At 60.6% G+C, this 18,696-nt stretch carries 16 protein-coding genes; 12 read left to right on the top strand and 4 right to left on the bottom strand.

Annotated features, from left to right (window positions below):
- Positions 1 to 26: 26 nt before the first annotated feature.
- Both ACIPIN_RS20670 and ACIPIN_RS20665 read left to right on the top strand, forming a co-directional pair.
- Positions 27 to 1,391, top strand: coding sequence for a DUF1329 domain-containing protein (locus ACIPIN_RS20670; protein ID WP_401121513.1), 1,365 nt, complete (start codon positions 27 to 29; stop codon positions 1,389 to 1,391).
- A 262-nt stretch (positions 1,392 to 1,653) separates the two neighbouring features.
- Complete coding sequence (locus ACIPIN_RS20665; RefSeq protein WP_401121510.1) at positions 1,654 to 4,392, top strand: LuxR C-terminal-related transcriptional regulator; 2,739 nt, start codon at positions 1,654 to 1,656, stop codon at positions 4,390 to 4,392.
- Positions 4,393 to 4,419: 27 nt separating this feature from the next.
- On the opposite strand, the gene ACIPIN_RS20660 is transcribed toward ACIPIN_RS20665, so the two are convergent.
- Positions 4,420 to 4,974: a flavin reductase family protein gene (locus ACIPIN_RS20660; protein WP_401121507.1), complete on the bottom strand. Its 555-nt coding sequence runs from the start codon at positions 4,972 to 4,974 to the stop codon at positions 4,420 to 4,422.
- Between the two features lie 224 nt (positions 4,975 to 5,198).
- Between ACIPIN_RS20660 and ACIPIN_RS20655 the strand changes: the two genes are divergently transcribed.
- The 4 genes from ACIPIN_RS20655 to argE all read left to right on the top strand — a co-directional run bounded on the left by ACIPIN_RS20655 (position 5,199) and on the right by argE (position 9,029).
- Entirely contained in the window at positions 5,199 to 6,701 is a 1,503-nt protein-coding gene (locus ACIPIN_RS20655; protein WP_401121505.1) for a 4-hydroxyphenylacetate 3-hydroxylase family protein, read from the top strand.
- Between the two features lie 62 nt (positions 6,702 to 6,763).
- Positions 6,764 to 7,192, top strand: coding sequence for a RidA family protein (locus ACIPIN_RS20650; protein WP_401121503.1), 429 nt, complete (start codon positions 6,764 to 6,766; stop codon positions 7,190 to 7,192).
- Complete coding sequence (locus ACIPIN_RS20645) at positions 7,192 to 7,869, top strand: DUF1028 domain-containing protein (RefSeq protein WP_401121501.1); 678 nt, start codon at positions 7,192 to 7,194, stop codon at positions 7,867 to 7,869. The genes ACIPIN_RS20650 and ACIPIN_RS20645 overlap by 1 nt, the downstream gene beginning before the upstream one ends.
- Complete coding sequence (gene argE, locus ACIPIN_RS20640) at positions 7,866 to 9,029, top strand: acetylornithine deacetylase (protein ID WP_401121499.1); 1,164 nt, start codon at positions 7,866 to 7,868, stop codon at positions 9,027 to 9,029. The genes ACIPIN_RS20645 and argE overlap by 4 nt, the downstream gene beginning before the upstream one ends.
- A gap of 110 nt (positions 9,030 to 9,139) precedes the next feature.
- Here argE and ACIPIN_RS20635 read toward each other — a convergent pair whose 3' ends face one another.
- On the bottom strand, positions 9,140 to 10,060 hold the full coding sequence (locus ACIPIN_RS20635) for a LysR family transcriptional regulator (RefSeq protein WP_401121497.1): 921 nt from the start codon (positions 10,058 to 10,060) through the stop codon (positions 9,140 to 9,142).
- Positions 10,061 to 10,303: 243 nt separating this feature from the next.
- Between ACIPIN_RS20635 and ACIPIN_RS20630 the strand changes: the two genes are divergently transcribed.
- From ACIPIN_RS20630 to ACIPIN_RS20610, 5 genes are all read left to right on the top strand, one after another.
- The gene (locus tag ACIPIN_RS20630) at positions 10,304 to 11,794 is read left to right on the top strand and encodes an aldehyde dehydrogenase (RefSeq protein WP_401121496.1); all 1,491 of its coding nucleotides are present in this window, start codon (positions 10,304 to 10,306) and stop codon (positions 11,792 to 11,794) included.
- A 22-nt stretch (positions 11,795 to 11,816) separates the two neighbouring features.
- Positions 11,817 to 13,187, top strand: a complete 1,371-nt coding sequence (locus ACIPIN_RS20625) for an aspartate aminotransferase family protein (protein WP_401121494.1) — start codon at positions 11,817 to 11,819, stop codon at positions 13,185 to 13,187.
- Positions 13,188 to 13,585: 398 nt separating this feature from the next.
- Positions 13,586 to 14,572 carry an ABC transporter substrate-binding protein gene (locus ACIPIN_RS20620; protein WP_401121492.1) on the top strand — a complete coding sequence of 329 codons (987 nt, stop codon included), beginning with the start codon at positions 13,586 to 13,588 and terminating at the stop codon, positions 14,570 to 14,572.
- Between the two features lie 9 nt (positions 14,573 to 14,581).
- A complete protein-coding gene (locus ACIPIN_RS20615) occupies positions 14,582 to 15,385 on the top strand; it encodes an ABC transporter permease (protein WP_262115926.1) in 804 nt (267 codons plus the stop codon).
- Positions 15,373 to 16,209, top strand: a complete 837-nt coding sequence (locus ACIPIN_RS20610; protein ID WP_401121489.1) for an ABC transporter ATP-binding protein — start codon at positions 15,373 to 15,375, stop codon at positions 16,207 to 16,209. Before ACIPIN_RS20615 ends, ACIPIN_RS20610 begins: the two co-directional genes overlap by 13 nt.
- Positions 16,210 to 16,216: 7 nt before the next feature.
- On the opposite strand, the gene ACIPIN_RS20605 is transcribed toward ACIPIN_RS20610, so the two are convergent.
- Entirely contained in the window at positions 16,217 to 17,536 is a 1,320-nt protein-coding gene (locus ACIPIN_RS20605) for a sensor histidine kinase (RefSeq protein WP_401121487.1), read from the bottom strand.
- Complete coding sequence (locus ACIPIN_RS20600; protein ID WP_401121613.1) at positions 17,521 to 18,204, bottom strand: response regulator transcription factor; 684 nt, start codon at positions 18,202 to 18,204, stop codon at positions 17,521 to 17,523. The genes ACIPIN_RS20605 and ACIPIN_RS20600 overlap by 16 nt, the downstream gene beginning before the upstream one ends.
- Before the next feature lie 129 nt (positions 18,205 to 18,333).
- On the opposite strand from ACIPIN_RS20600, the gene ACIPIN_RS20595 reads away from it, so the two are divergent.
- Entirely contained in the window at positions 18,334 to 18,594 is a 261-nt protein-coding gene (locus tag ACIPIN_RS20595) for a hypothetical protein (RefSeq protein ID WP_401121484.1), read from the top strand.
- The last annotated feature ends 102 nt before the right edge of the window (positions 18,595 to 18,696 follow it).

The following is an 18,696-nucleotide window of genomic DNA, read 5'->3' as shown; positions in this document are numbered from 1 at the left end:
ACTGCATCTTCAGGACAAACAACAATATGAAAATAACCAAAAGTCTTTTGCAAGCGGGTGTCCTTGGGCTTTCGCTGCTGGCGACCGCGGTCATGGCGGCGGTTCCTGCAGCTGAAGCGGACAAGTTGGGCAAGAGCCTGACGCCGATGGGCGCGGAAATGGCAGGCAATGCCGATGGCTCGATCCCGGCCTGGAAACCCTTGGAGAAAAACGCCGGCACCGTCGACAGCAAAGGTTTCCTGTCCAACCCGTATGCCAGTGAGCAACCGCTGTTCACCATCACCGCGCAAAACGTCGACAAGTACAAAGACAAACTGGCGCCGGGCCAATACGCGATGTTCAAGCGTTACCCGGACACCTTCAAAATGCCGGTTTACCCGTCTCATCGTGGCGCGACCGTGCCGGATGATGTGTTCACCGCCATCAAGAAGAACGCCACCAACACCAACCTGGTTTCCGGCGGCAACGGTCTGGAAAACTTCGAAACCGCCGTGCCGTTCCCGATTCCGAAAAGCGGCGTCGAAGTCATCTGGAACCACATCACCCGCTATCGTGGCGGCAGCGTGACCCGTCTGGTGACCCAGGCCACGCCGCAACCGAACGGCTCGTACAGCCTGGTGTACTTCCAGGACCAGTTCGTGTTCCGCGACAAGATGAAGGATTACGACCCGAAAAACCCGGGCAACATCCTGTTCTACTTCAAACAGAAAGTGACCGCGCCGGCACGTCTGGCCGGTGGTGTGCTGCTGGTGCACGAAACCCTCGACCAGGTGAAGGAACCGCGTTCGGCGTGGGTCTACAACGCCGGTCAGCGTCGTGTGCGTCGTGCCCCGCAAGTGTCGTATGACGGTCCGGGTACGGCTGCCGATGGCCTGCGTACTTCCGATAACCTGGACATGTACAACGGTGCACCGGATCGTTACGACTGGAAGCTCGAAGGCAAGAAAGAGATGTACATCGCCTCCGACAGTTACAAACTCGACTCGCCGACGCTCAAGTACGACGACATCATCAAGGCCGGTCACATCAACCAGGACCTGGCGCGTTACGAGTTGCGTCGCGTCTGGCATGTGGTTGCAACCCTGAAGGAAGGTCAGCGTCACATTTACGCCAAGCGTGACTTCTACATTGACGAAGACACCTGGCAAGCCGCGGTCATCGATCACTACGACGGTCGTGGTCAACTGTGGCGTGTGGCTGAGGCGCATGCCGAGAACTACTACGACAAACAAGTGCCGTGGTATGCCTTGGAAGCCCTCTACGACCTGCAGTCCGGCCGCTATCTGGCGCTGGGGATGAAGAACGAAGAGAAACGGGCGTATGACTTCGGCTTCACCGCGACTACCAGTGATTTCACCCCGGCTGCACTGGCTCAGGACGGCGTTCGCTAAAGTGTCGTAACACAGAGGCCGCATCCTCGAAAAACGCCCCGACTGGTTCGGGGCGTTTTTTTTCGCCTCAAAAAAGATCGCAGCCTTCGGCAGCTCCTACGTTGGATCGGCGTACACCCTGTAGGCGCTGCCGAAGGCTGCGATCTTTTGGTTCGTAGTCTTTTTGTAGCCATTTGTAGCAGGAACCTTCAATCCGCTCCGGTTTACCGCTAGTCTGCGGACATCTGCAATGCCGACAACAGCACTTCAACAAGAGTTGGCTATGACTGACCTGTTCCGAATCCAAAGGCCATCCCGCGCGGCAATGCCTGTGCTGGAGGGGCGTTTTTACCGGCCACCCTTGCCCGACAGCTATGTACTGCGGCCTCGTCTGTGCGAGCGGCTGAGTGCCGGGTTGCAGGGGCGATTGCTGCTGGTCAGCGCGCCGGCGGGGTTCGGTAAAAGCTCATTGGCGGTGGAGTTCTGTCAGAGCCTGCCAGCGCATTGGCAAAGCCTCTGGCTGGGGTTGAGTCCGCGCGACAACGATCCCGGGCGCTTCCTCGAACGGCTGCTTGAAGGTCTGCAAAACTATTTCCCACAGCTGGGCAGCCAGGCGCTTGGCTTGCTGAAAATGCGTCAACGCCATCAACCGTTCGCCTTCGAAGAATGGCTGGACGGGCTACTCGATGAGCTGGCCACTCACCTGTCACCGAGCACGCCGCTGCTGCTGGTTCTGGATGACTACCATCTGGCCCAGGGCCCGGTGCTCGATCGCTGCCTGCAATTTTTCCTCAATCATTTGCCCGATGGCCTGCTGGTGCTGGTGACCAGTCGCCAGCGTCCCGACTGGCACCTGGCGCGTTTGCGCCTGTCGCGGCAATTGCTTGAGCTGAGCGAACAGGACCTGCGCCTGACACACGACGAATCCCTCGCTCTGCTGGATCGACACAGCAGTTCATTGCGTGGCGAGGCGCTGGAGAGTCTGATCCAGCGCAGCGAAGGCTGGGTCGCGGGGCTGCGTTTCTGGTTGCTGGCCGCCTCCGAAGCGGGGAATGGCGGCGCGCTGCCGCAGCCGCTGCACGGTGGCGAAGGCTTGATACGCGACTACCTGCTTGAAGAAGTCATCGATTGCCTGCCCGCCGAGGTGCAGTCATTTTTGTACGACACTGCGCCGCAAGAGCGCTTTTGCAGCGAACTCTGCGATGCCGTGCGTGAAGCCCATGACAGCGCCGAGATCCTGCGCTTTCTGCTGTCGCATCAGGTGTTCCTGGTGCCGCTCGACGAGCACGGCCATTGGTATCGTTATCACCATCTGTTTTCCGACCTGTTGCGCAGCCGGCCGACCGCCAATGCCATGGTGCCCACCGCCAGCCTGCACTTGCGCGCCTGCCGCTGGTTCAACGCCCAGGGTTTGCTCGACGAAGCGGTGGAGCAGGCATTGCGCGCCGGACACCTGGATGTAGCGGCGAACCTGGTGCAGAACCTTTCCGAAGAACAACTGCTGGCCGAACAGAACGTCGGCATGCTGCTGCGCTGGAAAATGGACTTGCCCGATAGCCTGCTGATCAGCACCCCACGGTTGATCGTGTTGTACAGCTGGGCACTCGGGTTGGCCTGTCAGCTCGATGCTGCTGAAGAGTTGGCAAGCCATTTGAGCCGCTTCCTGCCGGCGCCATCGGCTACCGCACAAAAATCCATGTTGGCGCAGTGGCTGGCGCTGAGCGGGATCATCGCTCGTGGTCGCGGCCAGCGTGAACTGACGCATCTGTATTGCACCGAAGCGCTGGAGAGCCTGCCGCACAAACGCTACGGCCAACGCTTGATGTGCCTGTCGACCTTGTCCAACCTGGCGATCGCCGACGCGGATTTGTGGCGCGCCCGGGGTTTGAACCGTGAGTCGCTGGAACTGGCGCAACGGGTCGGCAACCCGCTGTTCGAAGCGCTGGCCCATTACGACCGCGCACGCGTGCTGCAAGCGCGCGGGGAAATTCTCCGTTCGCTGGACGAAGTGCATCAGGGCCAGCAACGTTTGCAGGGTTTATCGCCGCAGCGGCTGTACGCGGTTCGCGCACGCCTGACCTTGTATGAAGGTTTTCTGCTGACCCTGCGCATGCAACCCGAAGACGGGCTGGCGCGTTTGCGGACGGGGCTGAACGAAGCGCGGGCCTGTCGCGATATCAGCGTGCTGATCGGTCACTGTGTGATCGCCAAGCTTGAAGGCAGCAACGGCGAGTTCGCCGGGGCTTTTGCCGAACTGGCCGAGGCCGAACGACTGATGCACATCTGGGACGTGCCACCGATTTACTACCTGGCGATGATTACTTTGGTGAAATGCGAGCTTTGGCTGGCTCAGGGCCGCACCGATCTGGCCGAAGCCTGGCTGGCGCGACTGGGCCAGACCTACAACGGCGAGCAGGCCGCGGCACCACCGGAGTTTCATCCGCAAATGCCGCTGCACATCGAATTGCAACAAGCGCTGCTGGAGTCCATTCAAGGGCAGCCGATGTTGGCCGAAGGGCGTTTGAACGCACTGCTGGAACATGGGCAGAAGACCGGAAGGCAGATGCTCAGCGTGATGGCGTTGAATCAGAAGGTTGCGCTGCTGCTGAAAAATGGCCGTGAACCTGAAGCGCGTCAGGCCTTTGGGCAGGCCTTCGAGGCGGCGTCCGGTGGCGTCCTGCAACCCTTTGAATGGTTACTGCGCGAGCGCCCGGACTGGCTGCGTGAGCAACTGACGCAACGTCCGGCCGGTGCGCTGCGTGAGAGTCTGATCGAACGCTTGCCCCAAGCCGCTGCCCGCGAGATGGTTGAGCCGCAGCACCCCAGTGAAACGCTCAGCGCCCGCGAGCAGGCAGTACTGCAATTGATCGCCCAAGGCTGCTCGAACCAGGAAATCAGCGATCAGCTGTTTATCTCGTTGCACACCGTTAAAACCCACGCCAGCCACATCAACAGCAAACTCGGCGTCGAACGCCGCACCCAGGCCGTGGCTCGAGCCAAGGAGTTGGGGTTGTTGGCGTAGGCCAAGTCGCCGGAATGTTGATCGTTCCTACAGCCCTTCCAACGCCTGCAACCCGCAAAACTTGCGCTGCGAATACGCCAGCGGCGCGCCTTCACGGCTTTTTACCGCGACGACTTTGCCGACATACACCGTGTGAGTACCCAGGTCCATTTGATGGGCGATCTCGCAGTCGAAACTCGCCAGCGCATTGTCCAGCAGCGGTGCGCCGGTGGTGTGCGGCGTCCAGTCGGCGCAGGTGAAACGGTCGGCGTTTTCCAGTTTGATCTGCCCGGCAAACACCTGAGCCACCGGTCGCTGCTCGGTCTCGATGACGTTCACACAGAAGCAGCCGTTCAGGTCGATGGCTTTCGAGGCCAGGTTGCTGCGGTTCACGCAGACCAGCAGCATCGGCGGTTCGGCCGAGACCGAGGTCATGGCGCTGACGGTCACGCCGAAACGGCCACCGCTGCCATCGGTGGTAATCACCGTCACCCCGGTCGCGCATTGGCCCATGGCCGCAATGAACTGCGCTGGATCGGCCGTCGGGGTTGGCTGGCTCAAGGTGCTGACTTTGTCTTGCTGAAAACGCACGGACCCATTCATCGCACACACCCTCTTCATTTCGGATTTGATGAGTCGATTCTGCGAGCGGCCGGGCAATACCGAAATTAGTTAATTTGTGGCGGCTGAAGCTAAAAAGCCTAAGCCCAGTTTTTAGCTGGGCAACAACCACAAATAACCTCATTTATTTGTGGTTGGCCTCATGAACAGAATGACCCCAGACACAGCGCCCAGCGCGAACCGTTGGCACATCATGGGGATTCACAATGATCAGAACAGGCGAGCAGTACCGCGATTCCATCCGCGACGGCCGTGAGGTTTACATCAACGGCGAACGCGTAATGGATGTGCCGTCCCACCCGGCGTTCAAGCCGCTGGTAGATGTACGGGCGCGGATCTATGACATGCAGCACGACGCCGCGACCAAAAGCAAAATGACCTATCAGGACGAACGCGGCGAAAGCCACGCCATCGGCCTCAAGTTGCCGCGCACCCAACAGGACTGGTGGGACAAGCGCAATTCCACCGACGCGGTGCTCAATGACATTGGCGGTGTAGTAACCCGTGTTGGCGACGAAACCGTCGGCGAAATGTGGTCGCTGTTCGACGGCCAGGACGTGCTCAACGAGGTCAACCCGCAGTTCTCGGCGAACATCCGCAACCACATCGACAAGGTGCTCTACAGCGATACCTTCCACGTCTCGGCCAACACCGACCCCAAGGGTGACCGCTCCAAACGCCCGCAAGACCAGGACCCGGACATGCTGCTGCATGTGGTCAAGGAAACCGACGCCGGGATCATCGTTCGGGGTGCCAAGTACGAAACCGCCGCAGCCTATTCGAACCAGGCGTTCACCAAGCCGACCATCGCCAACTGGGGCAACTCCGAGCTGTCGAACTATGCGGTCGGCTTCATCTGCGACCTGAGTTCGCCAGGCCTGAAATTCATCTGCCGCAGCGGTTTTGCCGGGCGTGGCAGCGCCGACGACTACCCGTTGGCCAACCGCTTCGATGAAGTCGATGCGCTGGTGATTTTCGACAACGTGCTGATCCCTTGGGAGAACGTGCTGTTCTATCAGCACACCAAAGCCGCGACCTTTATTCGTTCGACCTTGCACCGCTACAGCGCCTTCGCGTTCGTTCAGCGCAACCTGAAAGTGGCGGACATGCTGATCGGCGCGGCGCTGTTCAACGCCCGGCAAACCGGCCTGGAAAACCAGCAGGCGGTGCAGGAAAAACTCGCCCAACTGGCGTGCTACCGCGAAGGCATCAATGCGCACCTGACGGCGTCCATCGCACTGGCCGAGAAGAGCCCTGGCGGTTTGCTGATGCCGAACCAGTCGCTGCTTTACACCGGTCGCGTGCTGGCGACTTCGCAATTGCACAACATGACCCACATCGCTCGCGAACTGTGCGGCGGGCAGATCTGCGTGACCCCGGACGCGGCGACGTTCAATCACCCGGAAGCCGGCAAGTGGCTGGACAAGTATTACTCGGTCAACGACGACTGGGTCGCCGAAGACCGGCGCAAGCTGCTGGCCTTCGCCCGCGACCTGATGAACTCCGACTATGCCGGGCACCGCCTGACGTTCCAGTTGTTCGCCCAGTCGCCACCGTTCGCCCACCTGGCGGCGGTGTACCGCAACTTCGACTGGGACGGTCCGCTGGACTTCGTGCGCAAGTCCGCTGGTTTGTCCGACCGGGTGATGGGCGCTGCCAAGGCCCCGATTGCCGTCGCACCAGCGCCGAAGATCGCCTTGAAGGCCTGAGCCTTTTGAACGCCTGACCGTCTGCGGTCAGGCATATCCAGTTTTGAACACAGGTTCTCAGCATGAGCACACCGACGCACACCCGCATTCGCATGTTCAACACCAAAGAAACCTACCCAAACCAGACTCTCGACAACGACCTCTGCCAGGCGGTGGTTGCCGGCAATACCGTGTACGTGCGCGGTCAGGTCGGCACCGACTTCGAGGGCAAACTGGTGGGCCTCGGCGACCCACGGGCCCAGGCCGAGCAGGCGATGAAAAACCTCAAGCAACTGCTGGAAGAGGCCGGCAGCGACTTGAGTCATATCGTCAAAACCACCACCTACATCACCGACCCGCGCTTTCGCGAGCCGGTTTATCGGGAAATCGGCAAGTGGCTCAAAGGCGTGTTTCCGATTTCCACTGGACTGGTGGTCGCCGGTTTGGGTCAGGCGGAATGGTTGATGGAAATCGACGTGATTGCAGTGATTCCGGATGAGGAGCGGCGCTGATGACTTTTTCCATCGTCGGCCGTTGCGCCGAAACCGGACAACTGGGGATCGCCATCAGCTCGTCGAGCATTGCCGTCGGCGCTCGTTGCCCCTGGCTGCGCGCCGGCACCGGAGCAGTGGCGACCCAGAACATCACCTTGCCGGCGCTGGGCCCGGAGATTCTTGACCTGCTCGGTTCCGGGGAAACCCCTGAAGCCGCGCTCGACAAAGCCCTGACCCGACACGGCTTCAGCCAGTACCGGCAAGTGGCGGTGATCGATCAGCATGGCGCCACGGCATTTTTCAGCGGAAGCCAGGCCCTGGGCGTGAACAACGCAGTGGCCGGTGAGCAATGCATGGCTGCCGGTAATTTGCTGGCTGATCCACAAGTGATTCAAGCGATGGTCACGGCGTTTGAAGCCAGCGCCGGCGAGTTGCTGGCCGACCGTTTGCTCGCGGCCATGCAGGCCGCCATGGCCGCTGGCGGTGAAGCCGGGCCGGTGCATTCGGCGGCGATGTCGGTGGTCAGTGATCTGTTGTGGCCGGTGGTCGACCTGCGGGTGGACTGGGCCGAGCAGGACCCGATTGGTCAGTTGAGTCAGCTGTGGCAGGCCTATCGTCCGCAAATGGATGATTACGTGATCCGTGCCTTGAACCCGACGCTGGCCCCGAGCTACGGCGTACCGGGTGATGAATGAGCACCTTTAAAAGTCGTGCGCTGCTGGAACGGCTGGTCGGCTTCAATACCGTCAGCCGTGACTCCAACCTGGCACTGATCGAATTTATCCGCGACTACCTCGCGGATTTTGGCGTGGTCAGCGAACTGTTCTTCAACGAGCAAAAGACCAAGGCCAACCTCTACGCCAGCATCGGACCCACGGATCAGCGTGGCATCGTGCTGTCCGGGCATACCGACGTGGTGCCGGTGGACGGTCAGGCGTGGACGGTTGAACCGTTTGTCTTGAGTGAGCGGGAAGGGCGCCTGTACGGGCGCGGCACTGCGGACATGAAAGGTTATCTGGCCTGTGTGCTGGCGGCGGTGCCGGCGTTGCTCGCGCAGCCGTTGCAGGTGCCGGTGCACCTGGCGTTTTCCTATGACGAAGAAGTCGGCTGCCTCGGCGTGCGCTCGCTGCTCGCGGAACTGCAGCAGCGCGCCCCCAAACCTCTGGCCTGCATCATCGGTGAGCCCACCGAGTTGCGTCCGGTACTCGGCCATAAAGGCAAACTGGCGATGCGCTGTTGCGTGCAGGGCGCGGCCTGCCATTCGGCGTATGCGCCGCAAGGGGTCAACGCCATCGAATACGCGGCGCGGCTGATCGGCAAGCTCGGGCAGATCGGCGAAGGGCTGGCGCAGAACGAAGACCTTGACCTGCGTTTCGACCCACCGTACTCGACCGTGCAAACCGGGGTGATTCGCGGCGGCACAGCGCTCAACATCGTACCGGCGCAGTGCGAGTTCGACTTCGAAGTGCGGGCCTTGCCGAGCTTCGATCCGCAGCGGGTCGCGGATGAACTGCAAGCGTTTGCCGAAGAGCAACTGCTGCCGAAGATGCACGCGGTGCAACCCGAGACGGCGATTCGTTTTCAGCCGTTGAGTGGCTATCCGGGGTTGGCGACCAACCCAGATGGTTTCGCCGCCGAACTGATTGCCCGCTTAAGCGGCTGCAATGAGTTTGGTACCGTGGCGTTTGGCACCGAAGGCGGGTTGTTCGATCAGGCCGGGATTCCCACCGTAGTCTGTGGCCCGGGGAGCATGGAGCAGGGGCATAAGCCGGATGAGTTTGTCAGCGTCGAACAGATGCTGGGGTGTGAGCGGATGTTGGAGCGGTTGACTCATTGGTTGCGGATGCCGCTTTAAAAGCTTCGCGAGCAAGCCCGCTCCCACACTAGATCTGTTGTGAACACACTTTTTGTGAGCACCCAAGATCAAATGTGGGAGCGGGCTTGCTCGCGAAGAGGCCCTCGAGATCACAGAGATCTCTGGGCCTTTGCCGTGAGCTGCTCCCGACAATAATCCGCAAACAACTGCGCCGGCTTTGTCAGTTGCCCGCGCTTGAGCCACGCCGCCACCAACCCGGAACCAGTGACCTCTTCGACAATGTCCACGCACACCACTTTCTGCCCGTCGTAGGTGCATTCCGAGTGCGGCCGGGTGACCAGAATCGAAAAGCCAAACCCTTGCCCGACCATCCCGCGCACCATTTCGATCGACGGCGAGCTGAAGGCAATTCTTGGCGTTAACCCCAACTCTTCAAACAGGCTGACGAAATAGGTTCGGCTCGGCTGCACATCCAGCAGAATCATCGGTTCCAGGCACAGGTCACGCAAGGATACCTGTGCTTGCTGGGCAAAACGATGATCGGCCGGCAGCAGCGCGTACGGTCGTTGCGCCGGCATCAGCGGTTCGGTTTCGATGGTGCCGTCCAGATCGTGCTCGTAAAGGATTGCCAGATCGAACGCGCCCGACGTCAAACCCTGCACCAGCTCTTGCTGCTCGCCATCGCGGATGCGGATTTCCACCCCCGGATACAACGCCGAGAACCCGGCAAGCAATTGCGGCAGGTACAACGGCGCGACCGTTTCAAAGCAGCCGATATCGATCTGCCCGGACACCACGTCATTGTCGGCCAGGGCGTTCTGTTCGAACTCCTTGGCCATGCGCAGCAGTTCCTGAGCCTTGCGATAAAAGCGTGCGCCGCTGGGAGTAAGGGAAACGCCCTGAGCGTGGTGACGGATCAGCAACTGCACACCAAAGCTGTCTTCCAGGCCCTTGATCGCCGTGGAAATAGACGGCTGGGCGATGTACAGCTTGCGCGACGCTTCGGCGACGCTGCCGCATTCGACGGTGGTGATGAAGTACTTCAGTTGACGCAGATTGTAGGCAGCCACTGCAAACCTCGGGGTGGATGGGCTCGACGTCCGTCTGGACAGTTGAACCCAAGCAATGTGCGCACCGCCCTTATCCGCTTGGGCGACGGTTTTGTTGTGCTTGAACAATAACCACATGGCGCGCGTGTGGGGAGGTTGGCTGCCCAGTTTTTTCATCGCCTGCGAACACATATTTACTATTTTTCCCTGGCGCGGGCCTGAGCCACCATCCACTGCACTAGAAAGCCCAAGGAGCATCCGAACGTGTTCGAGCTTGAATATTGGCAAGGCCAGGCCGCCGCATTGCAGTTTCGCACGCAGGCGTTGATCGACGGTAAACAGCGGTCGGCGCAGTCCGGCCAGACCTTTGCCGCGATCAACCCGGCCACCGGCGCCGTGTTGGCCGACGTGGCCGCGTGCGGCAATGAAGAGGTCGATGCGGCGGTGATCAGCGCACGGCGGGCGTTTGAGTCGGGCGTCTGGTCGGCGCGTTCGCCCAGTGAGCGCAAACAGGTGCTACTGCGTTTGGCCGAGTTGATCATGGCCAATCGCGAAGAACTGGCGCTGCTCGATTCGCTGAACATGGGCAAACCGGTGATGGACGCCTACACCATCGACGTGCCGGGCGCCGCCGGAGTGTTTCGCTGGTACGCCGAAAGCCTCGACAAACTCTACGACCAGGTCGCCCCCAGCGCGCAGAACGTGCTGGCGACCATCACCCGCGAAGCCCTCGGCGTGGTGGCGGCCGTGGTGCCGTGGAATTTTCCGTTGGACATGGCCGCATGGAAACTTGCGCCTGCGCTGGCCGCCGGTAATTCGGTGATCCTCAAGCCGGCCGAGCAATCGCCGTTTTCGGCGTTGCGTCTCGGTGAGCTGGCGCTGGAGGCGGGGTTGCCGCCGGGCGTGCTGAACGTGCTGCCGGGTCTCGGTGAACAGGCCGGTAAAGCCCTGGGTTTGCACCCGAATATCGATTGTCTGGTGTTCACCGGCTCGACCGAAGTCGGCAAATATTTCATGCAGTATTCGGCGCAGTCGAACCTCAAACAGGTGTGGCTGGAGTGCGGTGGCAAGAGTGCCAATCTGGTGTTCGCCGATTGTCAGGACCTCGACCTGGCGGCGCAGAAAGCCGCGTTCGGGATCTTCTTCAATCAGGGTGAAGTTTGCTCCGCCAACTCGCGGCTGCTGGTGGAGCGCTCGATCCATGACGAGTTCGTCGAGCGCCTCAAAGCTCAGGTCGAACGCTGGCAGCCGGGTGATCCGCTGGACCCGTCGAGCACCGCCGGGGCGATTGTCGACAGCCGTCAAACGGCGCGAATCATGACGTTCATCCAGCAGGCTGAACGCCAGGGTGCGAAGCGCGTGTGCGGTGGTCAGCAGTCGACTTTCAACGGCTCCGACAACTTCATTCAGCCGACGATTTTCACTGGCGTGAGTCCGGACATGCCGCTGTTTCGTGACGAGGTGTTCGGCCCGGTATTGGCGGTCACCGCATTCGATGACGAAGCCTGCGCACTGCAATTGGCCAACGACAGCGTCTATGGTTTAGCGGCGTCACTGTGGACCGACGACCTCAATCGCGCCCACCGCGTGGCGCGGCAATTGCGTGCCGGCACCGTGTCGGTCAACAGCGTCGATGCGCTCGATGTGACGGTGCCTTTTGGCGGCGGCAAGCAGTCCGGTTTTGGCCGTGACCTGTCGCTGCACTCATTCGATAAATACACTCAGTTGAAGACCACCTGGTTTCAACTGCGCTGACAATAAAAACGGAGAACTGGCGATGACCACCCCACGTGAAACCCGCGACTACCAGGCCGCCGATGCTGCGCACCACATCCATGCGTTCGTCGATCAGAAAGCCCTCAACGACGAAGGGCCACGAGTGATGGTCCGTGGCGACCGCCTGCATTTGTGGGACAACGATGGCCGGCGTTACCTCGATGGCATGTCCGGACTGTGGTGCACCAACCTCGGTTATGGGCGCAAGGATCTGGCCGCCGCCGCGAGCCAGCAACTGGAGCAGTTGCCGTACTACAACATGTTTTTCCACACGACCCACCCGCAGGTGATCGAGCTCTCCGAGCTGCTGTTCAGTCTGCTGCCAGGGCACTACAGCCACGCGATTTATACCAACTCCGGTTCCGAAGCCAACGAGGTGCTGATCCGCACCGTGCGGCGTTACTGGCAGGTGCTGGGCAAGCCCGAGAAGAAAGTCATGATCGGCCGTTGGAACGGTTACCACGGCTCGACCCTGGCCGCCACGGCGCTGGGCGGGATGAAGTTCATGCACGAGATGGGCGGAATGATTCCGGACATCGCGCACATCGACGAGCCGTACTTTTTCGCCCACGAAGGCAACCTCACGCCGGCCGAATTTGGCCGGCGGGCGGCGCGGCAACTCGAAGAGAAGATTCTTGAGCTGGGCGCCGACAAGGTCGCCGGGTTTATCGCCGAACCGTTTCAGGGCGCTGGCGGGATGATCTTCCCGCCAGAGAGTTACTGGCCGGAAATTCAGCGGATCTGCCGCAAGTACGACGTGCTGCTGTGCGCCGATGAAGTGATTGGTGGCTTCGGTCGTACCGGTGAATGGTTCGCCCATGAGCACTTCGGTTTCGAGCCCGACACCTTGTCCATCGCCAAAGGTCTGACCTCGGGCTACATCCCCATGGGCGGGCTGATTCTGTCGAAAAAAATGGCCCAGGTATTGGTGGAGCAGGGCGGGGTGTTCGCCCACGGCCTGACCTATTCCGGGCACCCGGTGGCAGCGGCGGTGGCCATCGCCAACCTCAAGGCCTTGCGTGATGAAGGCGTGGTCACGCGGGTCAAGGATGACATCGGCCCGTACCTGCAAAAGTGCCTGCGCGAAGTGTTCGGCAATCACCCGTTGGTCGGTGATATCCAGGGCGTGGGGATGGTCGCGGCCTTGCAGTTGGCCGAGGACAAAACCAGCCGTAAGCGCTTCGCCAACGAGAACGACATTGCCTGGCGCTGCCGCACGATTGGTTTCGAAGAAGGGGTGATTATTCGCTCGACCCTGGGCCGGATGATCATGGCCCCGGCGTTGATTGCCACGCGTGAAGAAGTGGATGAACTGATCGCTAAAACCTTGCGGGCGGTGGATCGTACGGCGCAAGAGTACGACCGGCTCTAACCTTGTAGCGTTCTTGCGGGCCTCTTCGCGAGCAAGCCCGCTCCCACAATGGAACTGTGTTGAACCCAATTAATGAGGTCGACACGGAACCCTTGTGGGAGCGGGCTTGCTCGCGAAAGCTATTGTCCATTCAACCCATTTCCCAACCTTGCACCCACCCCGGGCATCCCCGCCCACGGCGCCCTTTTGCAGTGCGCGCTACCGAGGTTTTTCTTCATTCGCGGCGACATATTTCCTCATTTTCCTATGGCCTTCCTTGGGCCAACATCAACCTCGCCAGTCAGCCGAACGCTGACCACCTCAAGGTCCATTCAGAGACCGCACGCAACACCTGTTCGAGGCCGCTGGCCGTACTGCCCCGCAAGACAAAACTAAATCAACAGCTGTGGGAGTGCTCCATGATCAAGTCCTTGCTAACGCGTTTTGCTCAGCCACTCGCAATCACCGCCATCGCTGCCGGGGTCGCCACCAGCGCCCAGGCCGGCACCCTGTCCATCGGCCACACCACCTGGGTTGGCTACGGCACCCTCTACCTCGCCCAGGACATGGGTTACTTCAAGGAGAACGGCCTGACCGTCGAACTGCCGGTGGTAGAAGAAGCCTCGATGTACATGGCCGCTCAGGCCTCGGGTCAGTTGTCCGGCTCGGCCTCGACCATCGATGAGGTGCTCAAGTATCGCCCGCAGTTCTGCTTCAAAGCGGTAGCGGCTCTGGATGACAGCCATGGTGGCGACGGTGTGTTGGTGGGCAAGGACGTCAAGAGTCTGCAAGAGCTTAAAGGCAAGGCCGTGGCAGTGAACGAAGGCTCGACCTCGCAGTTCTGGCTCTCCTATCTGCTGAAAAAGAACGGCATGAAAATGAGCGACATCACCGTACAGAACATGACCGCCGACGATGCCGCCACCGCGTTCATCGCCGGTCGTGTGCCGGCCGCCGTGACCTGGGAACCCCATCTGTCGATGGTCCGTGACAAGAAGCAAGGCAAGGTGCTGATCGACAGCAGCACCACCCCCGGCGTGATCGTCGACGTGGTGGCGCTCAACTGCAACGTCATCGAGAAACAACCGGAAGACGTCAAAGCCCTGGTCGCCGGATTGTACAAAGCGGTGAAGTACACCCAGGACCATCCGGACGAGGCTTACGCGATCATGGCCAAGGGCGTCGGCGGTTACCTCGCCGATCCGAAGGAACTGGCCGCTGCCGCCAAAGGCGTGCGCTTCTACGATCAAGCCATGAGCGAAAAACTTCTCGGCTCGCCGGGCAAACCGGGTGACAGCGCAGCGCTGATCAAACTCGCCAACGAAACCGCCAGCGAACTGCAAGGCAAACCCTACAACGTCAGCCACGACGAACTGGTCGATAACCGCTTCGTCAGCCCGCTCTAGGAGGTGACCATGTTCAAGCGAAATTCATGGTTGAGCCGCTGTATCACGCCCAAGACCGGTTTGCCGGTCAAGGTGATCTGGAGCGCCAGCGGCCTGGCCTGGGTGCTGCTGGTCGGCCTTTGGGCCGGGCTGTCTTACGGTGGCGTGGTGCCGGGCATGTTTCTGCCGACACCCGGCGCGGTGCTCGATGCCGCGCTGCGCCTGGCGCGCGACGGCACACTCGGGGTCCACGTTTGGGCGAGCCTGGAAGTGGTGATGGTCGGCTTCATCGTCTCGTCGCTGGTGGCGGTGCCGTTGGGGTTGCTGATGGGCAGCTTCCGCATCGTTCAGGCGTTCCTCGAACCGATGGTCAACTTCATCCGCTACCTGCCGGTGACCTCCTTTGTGCCGCTGTTCATCCTGTGGATCGGCATCGGTCTGGAGCAACGGGTGTCGGTGATCATCTTCGGCGTGTTCTTCCAGCAACTGGTGATGATCGCCGATGTCTCCAAAGGCATCTCCAAGGACCTGATCAACGCCTCGTACACCCTCGGTTCGAACCGTCGCGACGCGGTGTTGCACGTGATCGCCCCGGCGTCGTTGCCGGGTGTGCTCGACACTTTGCGCGTCACCATGGGCTGGGCCTGGACGTACCTGGTGGTCGCCGAACTGGTGGCGGCGTCCAGTGGCCTCGGCTACCTGAGCCTCAAGGCCATGCGCGGCTTTCAGGTGGATGTGATCTTTCTGGCGATCGCGATCATCGGCCTGCTGGGCCTGATCACCGATCAACTGTTCCGCTTCCTTCGACTGAGGATCGCCGCATGGGCTCAGTAACCGCTGCCAATCATCGCTTCGTCACTCCCGTCGCAGCGCAGGTGCACACCGCGCCACGGCTGCAAGTGGACAAGGTCAGTCTGCGCTACCAGAAGCCCGACGGCGGGATCTTCACCGCACTGGAGAAGGTTTCGTTCGAAGTGCCGGACCAGCAATTCGCCGTGCTGGTCGGGCCGTCGGGCTGCGGTAAATCCAGCCTGCTGTACCTGACCGCTGGCCTGGCCGAACCCACGGAAGGCGAGATCTACGTCGGTGGCCAGCAAGTCCAGGGCCCCGGCGCGGATCGCGGCATGGTGTTCCAGAGTTACACGCTGTTCCCCTGGCTGACCGTGCGGCAGAACGTCGAATTCGGTCTCAAGCGCCGTGGCATGCCCGCGGCCCAGCGTAAGGAAATCGTCGACTACTACGTCAACGAAGTCGGCCTGACCGGCTTCGCCGACAACTACGCCAAACAACTCTCCGGCGGCATGATGCAGCGCGTGGCCATCGCCCGCGCCCTGGCCAACGATCCGCAAATCCTGCTGATGGACGAACCCTTCGGCGCCCTCGACAGCCAGACCCGCCTGCAAATGCAGCAACTGCTGCTACGGGTCTGGGGCAACAGCAAGAAGACCGTGCTGTTCGTCACCCACGACATCGACGAAGCGATTCTGCTCGGCGACCGGGTCTACGTCATGGGTGCGAGACCCGGGCGGATCAAACAAATTCTCGACGTGCCGATCGAGCGCCCACGCACCCTGGACATGGTCATGGAACGCTCGTTCATCGAGATGAAGCGCGAGATCTTCGGCTTGCTGCACGATGAGTTGGAGGAAACGCACTGACGGGGGCTCAGGCGTCCGTTGCCTCCGGGAGTGGCTGCGGTTCCTGAACCGAAAAGTTCAGGGTGACCGTGAAGCGATTCTTTTCGGGCACGACCTCGATGTGCCAGCCCAGTTTTGCGCAGAGCTGGCGCATCAGTTCGAGCCCGAGGCCGTAACCGAAATCGGCCGATTCTTCGCTCTGGTGAGTGTCGCGTATCCGGTTGACGATGCGCAGTTGCAGTTGTTCGAAGGTGATTTCGACGCTGCCCTCGTCGGCGTATTGCAGGGCGTTGCGCAGAAAGTTACCGACGACAATGCGGCACGCGGTCAGGGGCAACCGGCAAGGCTCGTCACTGATGTGCAGGATCAACTCGATATCGCGTTTGCCGATCAGGTAGCGGTGTTCCTGAATCAGTTCATTGAGCAACTGGCGCATGTCGAGCGCTTCTTCCGGCAGCGCTTCCGGGCTCTCGCGGCTCATCCACAACAAGGTCTCGGCAATCCGCTGCATGTTCAGCACCGAGCGCTCGATCCGCTGCAAGGGCGGCGGCAGTTCACCGCCGGACTGTACGGCGAGCAATTCCACATTGGCCTTGAGCACCGCCAGCGGTGTCCGCAGTTCATGGCTGGTGTAGCGCAGCAGACGCTCTTCACGCAGGCTCGCGGCTTTGACCTGTTGCACGCTGTGGGCCAGTGAATCGGCCAGCACATTGAACTCCCGAAAGATGAAATGCGGTCGGCCATTCGGTGCCGCACCGACGCTTTCCAGGGTAGTCGACCATTGCGTCAGCCGACCGAGCGGCCGGACCACCCACCAGACCAGCAGGGCGATGATAATCAGCGCGGGAATGAACACCGCCAGACCGATCAGGCTGACCATCGACAACTCGTGTTCCAGGTAGGCATCGGACAACGGCGTCTCGACCTCGCCACCTTCTTCATGGTCGTGATTGGTGTCGTACATGTACAGCGTTTTACCGTCGTACAACGGGTGAATCAGGATGGCCGTGCCGTCATCATCGTCGTCGGAATCCATGTCGCCGAAAAACTGCACGGCGCCGAAGACCATGCTTGGCGTGGTATCGAGCAGGTCGCGGATATTTTTCGGCAGGGCTTCCTTGCCGATAGCGCTGTTGACGAAGTAGTTATCGGGCGGCGGAGTCGTCGGGTCCTGCTGGTAATGCCGGGCGAAGTATTGCGCTTCCTCTTCCATCATCGCGCTAGCGGTAAACAGGAACCCGCGCATGGTGTACACCGGCAGCAGTTGGTTGTAGATGATCAGCACCACGGCAATGATCAACAGCAGGCTGCCACTGATCACCCACTTCAGGCTCAGTCCTTTGCGCACGTGGCCCCCAACTGAACGCCGATACCGGGCAACGTCTGGATCAACGCCACATCGAAATCTTTGTCGACAGCCTTGCGCAGACGGTGCATGTGCACCTTGAGTGTGTTGCTGTCCGGCAATTCGTCGCCCCAGATCGCCGCTTCCAGACGCTCGCGATTGACCGGCGCGGGGCTGGCGCGCATCAGGCATTCGAGCAGCGTCCAGCCGGTCGGTGACAGGTGCAGCTCCTGATCGTTGCGACTGACCTTGCGGGTTGAAAGATCCATGATCAGGTCAGCGACTTGCAAGCGGCTGGCCTGACCACTGCGGCGCAGGCTCAGGGCGCGAATCCGTGCAACCAGTTCAGGCAGTTCGAAGGGTTTGACCAGATAGTCGTCGGCCCCGACCGAGAAACTGGCGAGTTTGTCGGCCAAGGCATCCAGCGAGGTGAGCATCAGAATCGGTGTCTGATTACCGTGCTCTCGCAGTTTCTTGCACACCTGTTGGCCGTCCAGACGCGGCAGCATGATATCCAGCAAGATCACGTCATAGTGCTGAGCAAGCGCCAGGTTCAAGCCCCGTTGCCCGTCGCTCGCGTGGTCGCAGACGATCCCGGTGATTTCCAGGTACTCGATGACAGTGTTCGCCAGGTCGATGTTGTCTTCGACCAACAGCAGATGAATATGCACGGAAAGACCCACGGTTATTCACTAGTGGGGCAGAGGATAGCGGAGTTGCCTTTCTTCACTACAATGTTCACCTGACGTTAACCCGCTGATCCTTATCGTGACGGCGTGTTTCAACAACAGGACCTCGACATGCAACCCGCTCGCTCGGAAAAGGAAAGCGACCCTTACGCCACGCAGTTTGTTCTTTGCCTACTGCTGGTGCTGTGCATCGCCATTGGCATGGGCATCTATATCTCCCAGCTGAATGCCTGGATCGACAAGACAAAACAGTACTCGGTCACCCACTCGCTTGAGTGTGGCAAAGGGCAGGGCGTGTTCATTATCGACCCAAGCGGTAAGCGCAATAATTGCTACTTTGTTGAAGATGCCGAGGACGTTGAAGATCAATAGCGGCCAGTGCAAATCCGTAGATACCGTCTTGAGCCTCACCGGGCAAGCGCAAGTTTCGGGTCAAAGGGTTGACCCGACTTGAGCACGCCGTAAACGAAGTGC

The sequence above is a fragment of the Pseudomonas sp. NPDC087697 genome (assembly GCF_044743155.1).
Lineage (GTDB): Bacteria > Pseudomonadota > Gammaproteobacteria > Pseudomonadales > Pseudomonadaceae > Aquipseudomonas.
This window is presented reverse-complemented; position numbering and strand designations above follow the sequence as displayed.

Excerpts from the sequence above, each read along its gene's own strand:
- ACIPIN_RS20645 (WP_401121501.1), top strand. The coding sequence starts at position 7,192 with ATGACTTTTTCCATCGTCGGCCGTTGCGCCGAAACCGGACAACTGGGG.
- ACIPIN_RS20670 (WP_401121513.1), top strand. The coding sequence starts at position 27 with ATGAAAATAACCAAAAGTCTTTTGCAAGCGGGTGTCCTTGGGCTTTCG.
- ACIPIN_RS20660 (WP_401121507.1), bottom strand. The coding sequence starts at position 4,974 with ATGAATGGGTCCGTGCGTTTTCAGCAAGACAAAGTCAGCACCTTGAGC.
- ACIPIN_RS20595 (WP_401121484.1), top strand. The coding sequence starts at position 18,334 with ATGCAACCCGCTCGCTCGGAAAAGGAAAGCGACCCTTACGCCACGCAG.
- ACIPIN_RS20620 (WP_401121492.1), top strand. The coding sequence starts at position 13,586 with ATGATCAAGTCCTTGCTAACGCGTTTTGCTCAGCCACTCGCAATCACC.
- ACIPIN_RS20610 (WP_401121489.1), top strand. The coding sequence starts at position 15,373 with ATGGGCTCAGTAACCGCTGCCAATCATCGCTTCGTCACTCCCGTCGCA.
- ACIPIN_RS20650 (WP_401121503.1), top strand. The coding sequence starts at position 6,764 with ATGAGCACACCGACGCACACCCGCATTCGCATGTTCAACACCAAAGAA.
- ACIPIN_RS20625 (WP_401121494.1), top strand. The coding sequence starts at position 11,817 with ATGACCACCCCACGTGAAACCCGCGACTACCAGGCCGCCGATGCTGCG.
- argE (WP_401121499.1), top strand. The coding sequence starts at position 7,866 with ATGAGCACCTTTAAAAGTCGTGCGCTGCTGGAACGGCTGGTCGGCTTC.
- ACIPIN_RS20615 (WP_262115926.1), top strand. The coding sequence starts at position 14,582 with ATGTTCAAGCGAAATTCATGGTTGAGCCGCTGTATCACGCCCAAGACC.
- ACIPIN_RS20665 (WP_401121510.1), top strand. The coding sequence starts at position 1,654 with ATGACTGACCTGTTCCGAATCCAAAGGCCATCCCGCGCGGCAATGCCT.
- ACIPIN_RS20655 (WP_401121505.1), top strand. The coding sequence starts at position 5,199 with ATGATCAGAACAGGCGAGCAGTACCGCGATTCCATCCGCGACGGCCGT.